This window comes from Arsukibacterium sp. (assembly GCF_018402695.1).
Lineage (GTDB): Bacteria > Pseudomonadota > Gammaproteobacteria > Enterobacterales > Alteromonadaceae > Alishewanella.
Genome location: NZ_JAGYIM010000017.1, coordinates 77,876 through 92,724, shown reverse-complemented (window position 1 = coordinate 92,724; position 14,849 = coordinate 77,876). Strand labels below are relative to the sequence as shown.

General features: G+C 48.8%; 11 protein-coding genes. 5 read left to right on the top strand and 6 right to left on the bottom strand.

The genetic code is table 11. The features are described from left to right. Position 1 precedes the first annotated feature (1 nt). Positions 2–265 (bottom strand): DUF4212 domain-containing protein, encoded by a 264-nt coding sequence (locus KG631_RS10965; protein WP_213999841.1) that lies wholly within the window; start codon positions 263–265, stop codon positions 2–4. A 155-nt stretch (positions 266–420) separates the two neighbouring features. On the opposite strand from KG631_RS10965, the gene KG631_RS10960 reads away from it, so the two are divergent. Next, entirely contained in the window at positions 421–3,987 is a 3,567-nt protein-coding gene (locus KG631_RS10960; RefSeq protein WP_213999769.1) for a PAS-domain containing protein, read from the top strand. Between the two features lie 23 nt (positions 3,988–4,010). On the opposite strand, the gene KG631_RS10955 is transcribed toward KG631_RS10960, so the two are convergent. After that, positions 4,011–4,685 (bottom strand): response regulator transcription factor, encoded by a 675-nt coding sequence (locus KG631_RS10955; protein ID WP_213999768.1) that lies wholly within the window; start codon positions 4,683–4,685, stop codon positions 4,011–4,013. A gap of 101 nt (positions 4,686–4,786) precedes the next feature. After that, positions 4,787–6,742 carry an acetate--CoA ligase gene (gene acs, locus KG631_RS10950; protein ID WP_213999767.1) on the bottom strand — a complete coding sequence of 652 codons (1,956 nt, stop codon included), beginning with the start codon at positions 6,740–6,742 and terminating at the stop codon, positions 4,787–4,789. Between the two features lie 231 nt (positions 6,743–6,973). Here acs and KG631_RS10945 point away from each other — a divergent pair, with 231 nt between their 5' ends. Then, entirely contained in the window at positions 6,974–8,155 is a 1,182-nt protein-coding gene (locus KG631_RS10945; protein WP_213999766.1) for a DcaP family trimeric outer membrane transporter, read from the top strand. A gap of 77 nt (positions 8,156–8,232) precedes the next feature. On the opposite strand, the gene KG631_RS10940 is transcribed toward KG631_RS10945, so the two are convergent. Together KG631_RS10940 and rne are read right to left on the bottom strand one after the other, a co-directional pair. After that, a complete protein-coding gene (locus tag KG631_RS10940; RefSeq protein ID WP_213999765.1) occupies positions 8,233–8,406 on the bottom strand; it encodes a hypothetical protein in 174 nt (57 codons plus the stop codon). Between the two features lie 813 nt (positions 8,407–9,219). Beyond that, positions 9,220–11,448, bottom strand: a complete 2,229-nt coding sequence (gene rne, locus KG631_RS10935) for a ribonuclease E (RefSeq protein ID WP_301003769.1) — start codon at positions 11,446–11,448, stop codon at positions 9,220–9,222. A gap of 493 nt (positions 11,449–11,941) precedes the next feature. On the opposite strand from rne, the gene rluC reads away from it, so the two are divergent. Together rluC and KG631_RS10925 are read left to right on the top strand one after the other, a co-directional pair. After that, positions 11,942–12,895: a 23S rRNA pseudouridine(955/2504/2580) synthase RluC gene (gene rluC, locus KG631_RS10930; protein WP_213999764.1), complete on the top strand. Its 954-nt coding sequence runs from the start codon at positions 11,942–11,944 to the stop codon at positions 12,893–12,895. Positions 12,896–12,911: 16 nt separating this feature from the next. Continuing rightward, positions 12,912–13,556: an HAD-IA family hydrolase gene (locus KG631_RS10925; RefSeq protein ID WP_213999763.1), complete on the top strand. Its 645-nt coding sequence runs from the start codon at positions 12,912–12,914 to the stop codon at positions 13,554–13,556. On the opposite strand, the gene KG631_RS10920 is transcribed toward KG631_RS10925, so the two are convergent. Continuing rightward, the gene (locus KG631_RS10920; RefSeq protein ID WP_301003760.1) at positions 13,553–14,158 is read right to left on the bottom strand and encodes a Maf family protein; all 606 of its coding nucleotides are present in this window, start codon (positions 14,156–14,158) and stop codon (positions 13,553–13,555) included. The two genes, KG631_RS10925 and KG631_RS10920, sit on opposite strands and share 4 nt — an antisense overlap. A gap of 149 nt (positions 14,159–14,307) precedes the next feature. On the opposite strand from KG631_RS10920, the gene yceD reads away from it, so the two are divergent. Further along, a complete protein-coding gene (gene yceD / locus KG631_RS10915; RefSeq protein WP_213999762.1) occupies positions 14,308–14,835 on the top strand; it encodes a 23S rRNA accumulation protein YceD in 528 nt (175 codons plus the stop codon). Positions 14,836–14,849 lie beyond the last annotated feature (14 nt).

The following is a 14,849-nucleotide window of genomic DNA, read 5'->3' as shown; positions in this document are numbered from 1 at the left end:
CTTACTCCTCGTCCACGCCGAATTCCTTATCGAGTTTGTTCATTCTCCAGGCGTAGAAGAAGATCAAAGCGATAAAGGTTAAAATTGAACCCTGTTGCGCAAACCAGAAACCCAGGTCTGTGCCACCTACCGGAATGCCTGCCAGCCAGGGCCGCAGCAAAATGCCAAAGCCATAGGACACCAGTGCCCATATCGCCAGACTGATAATGATCAAGCGAAGGTTCGCTCGCCAATAAGCCTGGGCGTTCTTTGTATGGTCCGCCATCATATTTCTCCTTTAGTTATTTTTATCGAGCATTGTTAATCTAGCAGCAGTTATCCCGGGCGCCAGCCCGACTTTAGTCGAAGCCTGATGGCCAGCGATTGACAGCAGAGTTATTGCGGCTCAAAGTATCGTTATTCAGACAGCAGGAGAAAGTAGTGACGGCATGGACTGTCGCCTTATTGGCGCTGATTTACGTCGGGGGTTTATTCTGGATTGCCAACTGGGGTGAGCGCCACGCCGATGACCGGCTTATACGAAAGTATGGGGGATTAATTTATAGCCTGGCATTAGCGGTTTACTGTACCTCCTGGACCTACTATGGCGCTGTTGGTACTGCGGTAACCCGCGGTTGGGACTATATCCCCATTTATCTCGGGCCCATCTTACTGTTTATTTTTGGCCAGCCATTTTTATTTAAATTGCTTTACGTGTCCAAAAAGCAAAATGTTACCTCGATAGCCGATTTTATCGCTGCCCGTTATGGTAAACGCAAAAACATTGCGATGTTTTCTGCAATTATCTGCCTTATCGTGGTTGTTCCGTACATTTCACTACAGTTAAAAGCGGTAGCCAGCTCTTATCAGGTGTTACTCGGTGGTGATTTTACCGATATCGCCGAAAACTGGTATCAGGACAGTGCCTTACTCAGTGCAATTGCCATGGCATTTTTTGCCATTTTATTTGGTACCCGCAAGCTGCATTTAACCGAACAAAATCGCGGCGTGATGGTGGCGATAGCCTTTGAATCTGTAGTAAAACTGTTTGCGCTGTTAACCCTGGCCATTGCCGTCTATGTGTTTATTCTGGATAAAGACCAAAACGTGCTGCGGGCCTTTGCAGCCCATGCCAGTAGTCAGCAGGCCAATTACAGCACGTCCGGTATTGTTGAGTTTATTACCAAAACCCTGTTGGCAATGGCCGCTGTTTTTTTGTTGCCCCGCCAGTTTCATGTAGCCTTTGTTGAAAACGTGTCTCATCACCACCTGCGTCATGCCAGACGCTGGTTTTCCGGTTATTTACTGCTGGTCACTATCGTTGTCGTACCGCTGGCGGTCGCAGGTATGCAGATGTTTCCTTCCATGCTGTCCCAGGCTGACAGTTTTGTCCTGCTGATCCCGGCGCAGTCTGGCTGGAACAGCTTAAGTGTGCTGGTATTCATTGGTGGTTTCTCAGCCGGAACCTCGATGATTATTATCGCCACCCTGGCTCTTAGCACCATGATAAGTAACGATGTTGTCATGCCAAGCTTGTTGCAGTCTAACCGGCGCAAAGGTATGCCGCATGATTACAGTTTACTGATTTTGCTGGTACGCCGGGCGATGATTTTGCTGGTGATGGGCTTGTCCTATTTTTACTATCAGATTTTTGCTCGTAATTATGAACTGGCAGAAACCGGTTTACTGGCATTTGCATTAGCTATCCAACTGGCACCGGCGGTACTGGGTGGTTTGTACTGGCGTCGTGGCAACGCCTGGGGCGTATATGCCGGTTTGAGTTTAGGCCTGGTGCTCTGGTTTTATACCTTAATGTTGCCGCAACTGGTGAATGCCGGAGTGATTAACAGCGATATTATGCAGCAGGGGTTACTGGGGATCCAGTGGCTGTCACCGACCGGCATGTTTGGTATTACTTTGGATAGTTTAAGCCATGGTGTCCTGCTGTCACTCGGTTTTAATATTCTGGCTTATACGGTGGTATCGCTGCTCAGCAGCGTCAACCTGCAGGACCGGTTACAGGCCGTGGCTTTTGTTAAGCCTAACCTGCCAATTGACCATCAGGACACGCCAGCCCGGCGGATCCGTATCCACAATGCGGATTTAAAAATATTACTGGAGCGCTTTGTTGGTACCGGCCGGGCGATAGAATGTCTGGCAGAGTTTGGTCGTAAACACAAACTCAATCTGCAACTGGACGACTTACCAACAGTTGGTCTGGTGGAGCATGTCGAGCGGGAACTGGCCGGGGTTATTGGTGCGTCATCCGCTTCGGCTATGGTTAATGCGGTGCTGGAGGGGCGGCAGCTTGGTTTTGAAGATGTTGTCACCTTATTTGATGATACGACCCAGGCTATTCAGTTTTCCCGGAAAATATTGTTCTCTACCCTGGAACATTTAAGTCAGGGGGTCAGTGTGGTCGACCGGGAGCTGAAACTGGTTGCCTGGAATAAAGCGTATCTGGAAATGTTCAGTTACCCTGAAGGAATGGTCAGAGTGGGCCGGCCGGTTGCTGATATTGTCAGACTAAATGCAGAGCGCGGGCTTTGTGGCCCTGGCGATCCGGATGAGCATGTAGAAAAGCGCATTGCCCATATGCAAAAAGGCACTGCCCATGTGTTTCAACGGGTACGCCCTGATGGCCGGGTCATTGAAATGCGCGGGAACCCCATTCCGGGTGGTGGTTTTGTTACCAGCTTTACTGATATTTCAGAGCATGTAAAAGCAGTACAGGCCCTGGCAGAGGCGAAGCAACATCTGGAAGAGCGGGTACAGGAACGAACGCAAACTATTTCAGATATAAACCACGAACTGCTGGCCGAAGTAGGGCGGCGACGTGCAACTGAGCAGCAACTTTTACAGGCAAAAGCAGAAGCGGAAGCGGCTAATGCCTCCAAAACCCGGTTTCTGGCACTGGCCAGTCACGATATTCTGCAGCCATTAAATGCTGCCAGGTTATTTACCGCTGCCCTGAGTGGCGCTCAGGAAAAGCAGCAGCAAAAAGCGATCCTCAGTCAACTGGATAACTCGTTAAAAGCCTCAGAAGAGCTGATTTCAACCTTGCTGGAAATTGCCAAACTGGATGATGGTAAGTTGCAACCCGATGTGCGACCCGTAGCGCTGCAAGAGTTGTTGTCGCAGCTGGCAGACGAGTACAGTCTGGTCGCCAGTCAGAAAGGCCTGGCGTTAAACGTACGAATGGCAAAGTATAATGTCCTGACAGACTCCACTTATCTGCGGCGCATTTTGCAGAATCTGTTATCAAACGCGATTAAATATACGGTAAAAGGGCGAATTTTACTCGGTTGCCGTAAGCGGAAAGACCGGGTTATTGTTCAGGTGTGGGATACCGGGCCCGGCATTTCTCCCTATGATTTAGAACGGATTTTTGAAGATTTTTACCGGATAGATGCCACAGCTAAAGGTCAGCAGGGGGTAGGTCTGGGTTTGGGGGTAGTGCACCGGATGGCAAAACTGCTGGACCATCCGTTAACTGTCCGCTCCTGGCCCGGTAAGGGCACATTATTCAGCATCAGCCTGCCGCTGGCACAACAGCGACAGCGTGCTGTGCTGCCGTTGCCTGGGCAGCAGGCGCAACAACGGCCTTTGCCTGGCTTAACGGTGGTGTGTATCGATGATGATGCAGCAAACCTGGCCGCGTTAAAGGTATTGCTGGAGCAGTGGCAAATTGCAGAAGTCAGTTGTTTTTATGATGAGCAGGAACTGCTGGATTACGCCCGCACTGCGGCGGCACCCGACGTTATGTTAATAGACTATCAGTTGGGCCAGCATGCCAATGGCCTGGACTTATATCAGCAAATTAAACCCTTGTGGGGTGATGTCGGCGGAATTCTGGTTTCGGCTTCACCTCAGGCAGATTTAGCGGCGCAGGCTAAGGCCGCAGGCCTGATGTATCTGGCCAAACCAATTAAGCCAGGCGCGCTCAGAGCCAGCCTGAACCACTTTAAAATGCTTAAGCGCAGTAAACAGATGCCCGGCACTGACTAATGCAGCCATAGTCAACGGCTGACTCAGTGCTGCTGGGCCATGGCTCTGTCCACCGGCGGCTCTAAGGTTAGGCGCTGTGCCTGAATAACCACCTGGGTACGGTTGGTACAGCCAAGTTTACGAAAAATAGCGGTTATATGTGCTTTAACTGTGGCTTCAGAAATATGTAAGTCGTAGGCGATTTGTTTATTCAGCCAGCCTTCGGTTAAGTAATACAGAACTTTATACTGTTGCTGGGTAAGTTGGGCTACTTTGGCTGCTAAATCTAAATCCTCGCCGGCACTTTGTTCCTGAAACACTGCTTTGTGCAAGCTGGCTGGTACCCAGAGCTCTCCGGCCAATACGGCATTAAGTGCCGTACTGATATCTACCGGATTGGCTGATTTAGGAATATAGGCCGATGCACCAAACGCAATAACCCGTCTGATCACGTCCAGTTCTTCACTGGCCGATATCACCACTATCGGCAGGCTGGGGTAGTTTTTACGAAGCTGGATTAAGCCCAGAAAACCACAATTGCCAGGCATATGTAAATCAAGCAATAGTAAATCTGTGTCGGGGTGTTGCTCCAATGCAGTGCAGGTGGTATCGAAACTGTCGGTTTCGATGGTCGCCTTAGTGACAAAGGTACTGCTTATCGCGTTAATCAGTGCATTGCGAAACAACGGGTGGTCGTCAGCAACGATAAGCTTTGCCATATAAATCCTCCGGTAAGGTCCAGAATTGTAATTATTATAAAGGCCGCAATAGCGGCCTTTTTGCTGCAACTGGAACAACGTAAGCTTACGCTGTTTTTGCCTTACTTACGATTTAAACGGTTATTCACTAAAATTTCAACTACTGATGGGTCTGCCAGAGTAGAAATATCACCTAACTGGTCATGTTCATTCGCCGCAATTTTACGCAAAATGCGCCGCATAATCTTACCAGAGCGGGTTTTCGGTAAGCCTGAAGGCGCCCATTGCACCAAATCCGGGGTGGCTATCGGCGATATTTCTTCCCGCACCCAGGCTCTGATTGCTTTAGTCAGCTCATCACTGGGCTCAACCCCAACTCTGGGTGTGACATAAACATAAATGCCCTGGCCTTTAATATCATGCGGGTAACCGACTACGGCGGCTTCGGCAATGGCATCGTGGGCGACCAGACAGCTTTCAATTTCTGCAGTGCCCAAACGGTGGCCGGAGATATTCAGGACATCGTCGACCCGGCCGGTAAGCCAGTAGTAGCCGTCTTCATCGCGTCTGGCCCCATCACCAGTAAAATACATGCCGGCATAGGTACTGAAGTAGGTTTGTTCGAACCTGTCGTGATCACCGTACAGGGTGCGCATCTGGCCAGGCCAGCTGTCAAGGATCACCAGATTGCCCTCAGCAACACCGTCCAGTTGCTTGCCTTCATTGTCGACAATCGCCGGTTTAACCCCGAAGAATGGCCGGGTAGCAGAACCTGGCTTTAATGCTGTGGCACCCGGTAATGGCGTAATTAAAATGCCACCGGTTTCGGTTTGCCACCAGGTATCCACAATGGGGCACTGGCTGCTGCCAATTTTCTCGTAATACCAGTTCCAGGCTTCCGGGTTTATTGGTTCGCCCACACTCCCCAGTATTTTCAGTGAGCTTAAGTTTGCGCCCTCTACCGGGCTGTCGCCATGGGCCATTAACGCCCGTATTGCCGTCGGGGCGGTATAAAGAATGTTCACCTGGTACTTGTCAACTATCTGGGCAATACGTTTAACGCTGGGGTAGGTTGGAACGCCTTCAAACATTACGCTGCTGGCACCATTGGCCAGCGGACCGTAAATAATATAACTGTGGCCGGTAACCCAGCCAACGTCTGCTGCACACCAGTAAATATCACCATCATGATAATCAAATACATACTGATGGGTCATTGCGGCATAAACCAGATAACCGCCGGTAGTATGCAAAACACCCTTTGGCTTGCCGGTAGAACCCGAAGTGTAAAGAATAAACAGCGGGTCTTCGGCGTTCATTGGTTCTGGTTCACAGGTTTTACTCTGGCTGGCGACCAGCTCGTGGTACCAGACATCCCGGCTTGGATGAAAGTCGATGTTTTTGCCAACGTGTTTTACTACGATAACATTTTGGACCGGACTGTCGCTGCCAAGGTGACCCAGAGCTGCATCAGTATTGTCTTTTAAATGGGTTGCTCTGTTGCCACGCAGCGCCTGATCTGAAGTAATGACCAATTTGGAATCGCAATCGACAATTCTGTTACCAAGGGCGTCGGGAGAGAAACCGGCAAATACCACTGAGTGCACGGCACCAATTCTGGCACAGGCCAGCAGGGCAACCGCAGCTTCCGGGATCATCGGCAGATAAATTGTTACCCGATCACCTTTTTTAATTCCCAGTGACTTCATACCGTTGGCCAGCGCACATACCTGATCATACAACTGCTGGTAGGTCACTGTTTTTTGCACACCCGGTTCATCACCTTCCCAGTAAAAAGCGACCTGGTCGGCGCGGCTTGCCAGATGACGGTCAAGACAATTGTAACTGGCGTTCAAGAGGCCATCGCTGTACCAGTTAACGTTAACTTTACCTAATTCAAAACTGGTGTCTTTAATCTTGCTGTACGGCGTGATCCAATCAAGACGCTTACCCTGTTCAGCCCAGAATTGCTCAGGTTGTTCAACCGATTGGCGATACATTTCCTGATAAATGGCATCGGTAATATGTGTTCTGGCTTTGGCCGTCTCACTCACCGGATAAAAGCTTGGATGTGACATAGTTTCCCCTGTGGATCTGCAGTATTAATATAAGAATTTATAACTGGTTACTTTCTATCGAAATGACACTACAAATGAAATTAGACCATAGTCTAGCCAAGCATCAGCCATTGCGCTAACTGCGACTAAAGGCTAATTGCGAAGTTACAGACTGTCACCCAAAGTTGTACCGTCAAAATCCAAATAACGCAAACCAGATGTTATTACAATAATAAAGATGGAGAACTTCAGATGAGACAGAGAAAGACCCTAAGCGCCCTGACGGCGGCTATCGCGCTGGCGTTATCTGCCGGCAGTGTCCAGGCTAATACAGGCTTTAGTATTGGTGATACTAACGTCACCTATGGCGGTTTCATTAAGCTTGATGCTATGGCTACCGACTCTGACGGTGAAATGATTGCTCTAGGTCGCGATTTCTATGTGCCGTCGCTGACACCAATAGGCGGTGATAGTACCAGCCGTTTTGATATGCACGCCCGTCAGTCACGTTTCTTCTTCGCTACTTCTACTGATTTAGGTAACGACGAAAAGTTAACCGGACATATCGAATTTGATTTTATGACCAGCAATAATGGTAACGATGAACGGACTACCAATGGTTACAGTCCGGTTATGCGTCATGCGTTCATAAAGTATAAAAACTGGACACTTGGCCAGACCTGGTCAAATTTTATGGATCTTGCATCCTTACCTGATACGCTCGATTTTGTCGGCAACCCGGATGCAGCTGTCTTTATCCGTCAGGCGCAGATTCGTTACACTCATGGTAATTTTGCTTTTGCTGTGGAAAATCCGGAAAGCACTATTACGCCGTTTGGTGGTGGGGCGCGTATAACGACCGATGACAACGCAACGCCCGATTTTACAGCCAGTTATAGTTTAACAACTGACTGGGGGGTTTTAAGAGTAGCCGGGCTGTTACGCCAACTAAGTATTGACGGCGATTACAGTGGGGTGAATTACGACGATGATGTGACATCTTACGGCTTGTCGGTAAGTGGTAAAATTAACTTTGCCAATATGAACGATTTGCGTTTTACCTTTAATACCGGTAAAGGATTAGGCCGTTATGTTGGTTTGAATACCACCAATGGTGCAGTGCTTACAGGCAGCGGACCAGATGCCGGTTTAGAAACTATTGATGCTACGTCGTATTCTGTGGCTTACCGTCATTTGTGGAATGCGCAATGGCGGTCAACAGTATTGTACTCAGTGCTTGATATCGACAATGATACTGCGCTAACAGGCATGAGCGCCAATAAGAATACCCATAGCTATAGTGCAAATTTACTGTATCAGGTAAATAAAAAACTGATGGTTGGCGCTGAGTATAAATTTGCTAACCGTGAGGTAGAATCAGGCCTGGATGGCGATATGCACCGCTTGCAGTTTAGTGCCAAGTACGATTTCTAAATAAAAAAAACCAGCGGTTAAGCTGGTTTTTTTACGAAGCAAAATTTACAGAACCGCCCCCGAAACCGGGGGCTTTTTTATTCCGCTTTTTCTGGTTTGGTCATCGGTGCACTGGCGGCCTGTCTGGCAAACGCTGAACCGGCAGGCCGGTTTGAGCTGCTTACTGCTGGGCGCTCTGCGGCACTGGCTGCAGCTGCTGGTGTTACGCTGGCAGTTGCAGGCTCAGTATTACTGGTCTCGGGTTTCGCCATATCAGCTACCACCATGTTACCAAAGCGGCTACCTGTTTTTGCCGGCGCAGCTTTAGTCGCTGGCGCTGCTTCGCAGAATCGCAGCCTTGTCGCGTGCAATAAGAATACAAAACAGTCACGCGCAGCGATACAACTGGTTCTTACCGATGGTCGATATCGCTTCCGATCGTCTTTGGAAAGGCATTGGTTTAGCTTTCGCTGGTAATCAGTCAGCTGTTTGATCCGTGTTTATCATAAAACTCGGTCGTTTGGGCTGTCTCGCGCAAAATCGTTCACTATTTCGCTTTGAACAGCGCATTTACTTTTAATTTTCATCACCTTCATTCTTTATGTTCTAGTTTCACACATATCGCATCACGGCGCGTATGTTCGTACTTGTCTGTTGTTATAGTTTTTGCGTAGCGCTGTCGTTCATGTTTCAGCTTAATTACGCTTGTTTCAGCGATCATTGTTAACGTTCATTGTCAGCTGCAATATTTTGGTCAGCCTCGTTGATCTCTTCAGCTCACTCGCGAAATAGTTTGATATTTAGTTTGCGTTCATGAGTTCGTTGCGCTTTATTGTCTCATGAACTGCTTTGGTTTTCATTATGAGAACTACAGAATAAGATCTCATTAAAAGGCTTTTTTTAGTTTGTAAAGTTGTGTTGTAAATCTTCATACTCATAAGTTTAGTTCATGTATTTCAAATAAACACACTTCATCTCCTCTCTGTCTGACTTTCGTGGTGCTGCTCGTGCGGTTCGCGGCTTCATTTCTCACTCCCTTTCATAAAAATGCCGCTTTTCAGTTTCCTCAGTGAATCCCTTCTTCATCACCTTCTTCGCTTCTGAGAAAGCCGGTAGGAACGAGGAGCCGGCACCTGCTCGGCGGCCACAGGCTGGGTAGCAGCAGCATCAGTGTTTGCATTATCTGCAGCCTGATTCAGGCGTACCGATTTACGCATATTGCGACGCTGACGGCGTTCTGCGGCGACACTGCGCTCTTTCGGCTCTTCGGCTTGCTCTGCCGCTTCAGCAACACGTTCGGTCTGTGGCTTGCGACTGTCTTGCTGCCGATTGCGATCCTGAGCAGGACGTGGCGGACGTTCTTGTTTTACCGGCGCTGCTGTGGCATTGCTGATGGTCTCGTCTTTTTCTACCGCCCGGTCGGCTTGATCCGGACGACGGCGTTTACTGTTACGCCGACGATTATTGTCGTTCTTGCTATCTGCACGGCTGCCATCGCGGTTATTGTCGCGGCTGCTATCACGGCCGGTGCGGTTGCCATCCCGGCCAGGCTTGGCCTCTTCTTTGCGGGCAGTATGCTGCTGGCTTGGTGTTTTACTGTGCTCAGTTTTCGGCTCACTGCCGGTAATCAAACTTTTAAACCATTTACTCAGTTTGCTGAATAAATCAGGTTGAGCTGCAGTTGCCGGTGCTGCTGATGCCGCTGCCGGCGCTGTGCGGGCCGGGGCCGACTGAGCAATATTTATTGCCGATACTGCTGGTTTTTCTTTAACCACTTCAACACTGGGCTGATAAGGCTTACTGATAACCTCAGGTGCTTTAACCATGTTGTAGCTAACGTCATCCAGCTCTTCATCAATCCGGATCCGTGACACTTCATAGTTAGGGGTTTCCAGGTGTTCATTAGGAATAATGAAAATCTGGATACCATTGCGTTTTTCAATGCGTCGCACCGATTCGCGCTTTTCGTTCATTAAATAGGTGGCAACCGAGATAGGCACCTGCGCATGGATCTGGCTGGTGTTGTCTTTAATGGCTTCTTCTTCAATTAAGCGCAGAATCGATAAAGCAGAGCTTTCGGTTCCACGAATAGTACCGCGACCATGACAGCGCGGACAGACATGTCCGGCAGACTCACCCAGCGAAGGACGCAGCCGTTGCCGCGACATTTCCAGCAAGCCAAAGCGTGAGATGCGGCCAATTTGAACCCGGGCACGGTCGTGTTTTACTGCATCTTTTAAGCGGTTTTCCACCTCACGCTGATGCCGTACCGGCGTCATATCAATAAAGTCGATAACAATTAACCCGCCCAAATCGCGTAAACGCAGCTGGCGGGCAATTTCATCCGCCGCTTCCAAATTGGTATTAAAGGCCGTTTCTTCAATATCACCACCTTTGGTGGCCTTTGACGAGTTGATATCAATAGCGGTCAGTGCTTCAGTGCCATCAATGACAATAGAGCCACCTGACGGTAAGCGCACTTCACGGCGAAAGGCCGTTTCAATCTGGGTTTCAATCTGGTAATGCATAAACAGCGGTACTTCACCGTCATACATTTTTACCCGGTGGGCAAAATCAGGCCGGAACTGCTGAATATAAACTTTGGCTTCTTCAAAAATTTTCGGATTATCAATCAGAATTTCGCCAACATCGCGGCGCAGGTAATCGCGGATGGCGCGAAATACCACATTACTTTCCTGATGAATTAAGAACGGGGAGGGGCGCTTTGCGGCCTCTTCGGTGATAGCAGACCAATGCTTGAGCAAGGCTTTTAAATCGTAATCCAGCTCTTCATAAGATTTGCCTACGCCAGCAGTACGAACGATAAGTCCCATACCATCCGGCATATCTAACTGGCCCAGAGAGTCTTTCAGATCCTGACGTTCATCACCCTCAATCCGGCGGGAAATGCCACCCGCCCGTGGGTTGTTCGGCATTAATACCAGGTAAGAGCCGGCTAAACTGATAAAGGTGGTTAACGCCGCGCCTTTCTGGCCGCGTTCTTCTTTATCAATCTGAATAATCACTTCCTGACCTTCTTTAACCACCTCTTTAATATTGGGGCGGCCATCGAAGCTGTAACCTTTCGGGAAATATTCGCGGGAAATCTCTTTCAGCGGTAAAAAACCATGGCGGTCAGCGCCGTAGTCAACAAAAGCGGCTTCAAGACTGGGTTCGACCCGGGTGATTTTGCCTTTGTAAATATTGGCTTTTTTCTGTTCATGACCCGGGCTTTCTATATCCAGATCGTAAAGTTTTTGGCCATCGACCAAAGCAACGCGGATTTCTTCTTCCTGCGTTGCGTTTATTAACATTCTTTTCATTGTTGGGTGACTCTGTTATGCAGCCACAACGCAACCTTACTGGGCACCTGGGTGTTCAGATGTTATCAGGCATCAAATAATGCAATCTCCCGACTGGGATACCTGAGGGAACCAAATTGTCACTATTTACAGTATAGTTATCTGTTTTCGTTTGAATCTGAAACACACCGCCGTTCGGCGTTGCGTTATAGCAAATTATTCTTGTTGCTCAGGTAACCGGAAACTGTGTTTTGCCGTTGTTGGTAACAGATTACGCAACATTACCTCAGGCAAATGGCGTTATTTAAACGCCGGGGCTATAAAAAACGTTGGTTTTCACCACGAATTCGGTATGATCACATCCCCTGACGGTGCCGCACAATTTCTCTTATGTCACTTTGAGCGCCCTAATTGCCACGTTTTGGCATAATTAGCCGGATGATTATCCCACTAATGTGCATCGGATAGCAACTTAAAAGTAATTTTAGCAGAGTATTTAAAGCACATGGCGGATGAAATCAAATTACCGATACAAATGATTGAAATTGAAGATGATTTTATCGGTCAGCGAATAGACAATTTTTTACTTGCCCGGCTGCGGGGTGTGCCAAAAAGTGTTATTTACCGGGTTTTACGAAAAGGTGAGGTGCGAGTTAATAAAAAGCGGGTCAAACCTGAGTATAAGCTGCAACAGGCCGATATCGTAAGGGTGCCACCGTTAACCGTCGCGGCAGAGCCGGATAGAGTGTCAGTTAAGTTAAGCCTGGTCAGCGAACTGGAAAGCCATATCCTGTTTGAAGACAATGATCTTATTGTGCTGAACAAACCCTCTGGTATGGCTGTACATGGCGGTAGCGGCTTACAGTTTGGGGTTATTGAAGCAATGCGGGCGTTACGTCCCCAGGCTAAATTGCTGGAGCTGGTGCACCGGCTGGATCGGGATACCTCAGGCTGTTTATTAATTGCCAAGAAGCGCTCAGTACTGACTCATTTGCATGCGCAACTACGGGATAAAACGGTTGAAAAGAAATACTGGGCGCTGGTCAGTGGGGATTGGGATAACAAAGTGCGTAAAGTTACTGAGCCGCTGCGTAAAAACACCCTGCAATCAGGTGAGCGGGTAGTAAAAGTTGATGAAATAAATGGTAAGCCGTCGGAAACCCGCTTTCGGATCCTGCAGCGTTATCAGCAGGGCACCTTAGTTGAGGCATTTCCGGTTACAGGTCGTACCCATCAAATCCGGGTGCATACTGCTTGTAAAGGTCATCCTATTGCCTGTGATGATAAATATGGCGATAACGCTTTCAGCGGTCAAATGAACCAGCTGGGGTTAAACCGGTTGTTTTTGCATGCCAAAAGCCTGAGTTTCACCCACCCGAACAGCCTGACTACGATGCGAATTGACGCGCCACTTGATTCTCAACTGGAAAACGCCCTGACCAGATTAACCCGAAAGTAGTTTAGGTAAGCGCTATATGACAGAAGTAAAATTAGTTATTTTTGATTGGGACGGCACGGTAATGGACTCGATTGGCCGCATTGTGTCATCAATGCAGGCCGCAGCAGGCTTAACCGGTTTAGTGGTGCCAAGCAGTCACGCAGTAAAGCAGATTATCGGGTTAAGTCTTGACCCGGCCTTTGCGGTATTGTTTCCGGACACTAACCAGACCCAGCGCAGCCAGTTGTTTGAGCACTATCGTGATCATTACACTATTTACGACACTACCCCTACACCATTATTTAACGGCGCTGAGCAGGTGCTGAAAACCCTGGCTGAGCAAAATATTCTGCTGGCGGTGGCGACCGGTAAAGCCAGAAAGGGCCTGGACAGAATGTTTGCCCAAACCGGGCTTGGCCACTATTTTGTGACCAGCCGCTGTGCTGATGAAGCCCAGTCAAAACCGCACCCGGATATGCTGTTACAAATAAGCCAGCAACTGGGGGTGCCTCCTGCCAATGCGATTATGGTCGGTGATACCAGCCATGATATGAAAATGGCGCAGGCGATTGCGATGCCGCGGGTAGGGGTGACCCATGGTGTGCATGGTGCCGAGGTTTTACGGCAGTTTCAGCCAAAAGCCATCATTGATGATTTGCCGGCGTTGCTGCCTCATATCTAGCCGCCGGCGGTTAACAGATTAACGTCTTCATTACGGAGTAACTGCAGTAATCTTATCAGGGGCAGACCAATCAGACTGTTTGGGTCATCACCACGCAGAGCGCTGAACAAGCTGATCCCAAGCCCTTCACTTTTAAAGCTGCCGGCGCAATCCAGCGGTTGCTCCCGCTCTACATAGGCAATAATTTCTGCATCAGTCAGTTTTCTGAAACAGACTGTAAAAGGTTCTACGGTTAGCTGGCAGTTGCCGGTTGCGGCGTTCAGCAGGGCCAGGCCGGTTAAAAAAGTGACACTGTGACCACTAAACTGACTTAACTGCGCAACAGCATTTGCGCGGCTATGTGGCTTACCAATAATTTGACCATTAAATACGGCTACCTGATCAGCGCCAATGACCAGCCCTTCATCCAATGTCGCCGCAACAGCCAGTGCTTTAGCCCTTGCCAGCCGGCGTACCAGCGCGGTTGCATCTTCATCCGGCAATGGTGTTTCATCCGTTTGCGGTTTGACGGCAATAAAATGCGGGGTTAATTTTGCCAGTAATTGCTTGCGATAGGGTGAGGTGGATGCGAGATACAGCTTAGGCAGAGGAGATTGAGACATTAAAACCTCAGAGAAGGGCTGAGAAAAAGCTATTATGCCAACTGAACCGGGTTTTCTCAAAGCATGGTTTTTTTTCAGCCAAGAAAAAGCTGAAAAAACTGTGGGAACCCTTTGACAGCAGGGGGTGGGTTCTATATGATGCGCGCCTTATGCAAAAAGTGAAAATACCTGTTACGCTGGACCCGGTGAAAGCTGCTCAAAAGCGGTCGATTTTCGACGGCATAGTGCCGCTGCAAAATCTAACCCGGTTAACAGAGAGTCTGGTTGAAAAACAAGGCGAAGTAGCAGTACGAATTGAGTGCGGAACAGATGAGCAAGGCCTTGCAGTGTTAAACGGCGAGGCGGCTTCTGAGGTTACTGTACGCTGTGAGCGTTGTGGCGAGCCCATGCAACTGGCGTTAGGCAGTGAATTTGTCTATACCCCGGTGAAAGGGGATGATGACGCCGCGCTGGCATTAATACCAGAGCGTTACGATGTTATTGTGCGCGACGAGCATGGCGAAATAAATTTACGGCAGTTGGTTGAGGATGAACTTATTCTGGCATTACCACTGTTTCCAATGCATGATGCAGCAGACTGTAATATCAGTGCTGAGGCAATGAGCTTTGGAGACATAGGGCCAGAACCAGAAAAACCAAACCCCTTTGCCATACTGCAAGAACTGAAAAAAAAGTGATTTAGGAGAAAAAC

Excerpts from the sequence above, each read along its gene's own strand:
- KG631_RS10965 (WP_213999841.1), bottom strand. The coding sequence starts at position 265 with ATGGCGGACCATACAAAGAACGCCCAGGCTTATTGGCGAGCGAACCTT.
- KG631_RS10955 (WP_213999768.1), bottom strand. The coding sequence starts at position 4,685 with ATGGCAAAGCTTATCGTTGCTGACGACCACCCGTTGTTTCGCAATGCA.
- acs (WP_213999767.1), bottom strand. The coding sequence starts at position 6,742 with ATGTCACATCCAAGCTTTTATCCGGTGAGTGAGACGGCCAAAGCCAGA.
- KG631_RS10945 (WP_213999766.1), top strand. The coding sequence starts at position 6,974 with ATGAGACAGAGAAAGACCCTAAGCGCCCTGACGGCGGCTATCGCGCTG.
- KG631_RS10940 (WP_213999765.1), bottom strand. The coding sequence starts at position 8,406 with ATGGCGAAACCCGAGACCAGTAATACTGAGCCTGCAACTGCCAGCGTA.
- rne (WP_301003769.1), bottom strand. The coding sequence starts at position 11,448 with ATGTTAATAAACGCAACGCAGGAAGAAGAAATCCGCGTTGCTTTGGTC.
- rluC (WP_213999764.1), top strand. The coding sequence starts at position 11,942 with ATGGCGGATGAAATCAAATTACCGATACAAATGATTGAAATTGAAGAT.
- KG631_RS10925 (WP_213999763.1), top strand. The coding sequence starts at position 12,912 with ATGACAGAAGTAAAATTAGTTATTTTTGATTGGGACGGCACGGTAATG.
- KG631_RS10920 (WP_301003760.1), bottom strand. The coding sequence starts at position 14,158 with ATGTCTCAATCTCCTCTGCCTAAGCTGTATCTCGCATCCACCTCACCC.
- yceD (WP_213999762.1), top strand. The coding sequence starts at position 14,308 with ATGCAAAAAGTGAAAATACCTGTTACGCTGGACCCGGTGAAAGCTGCT.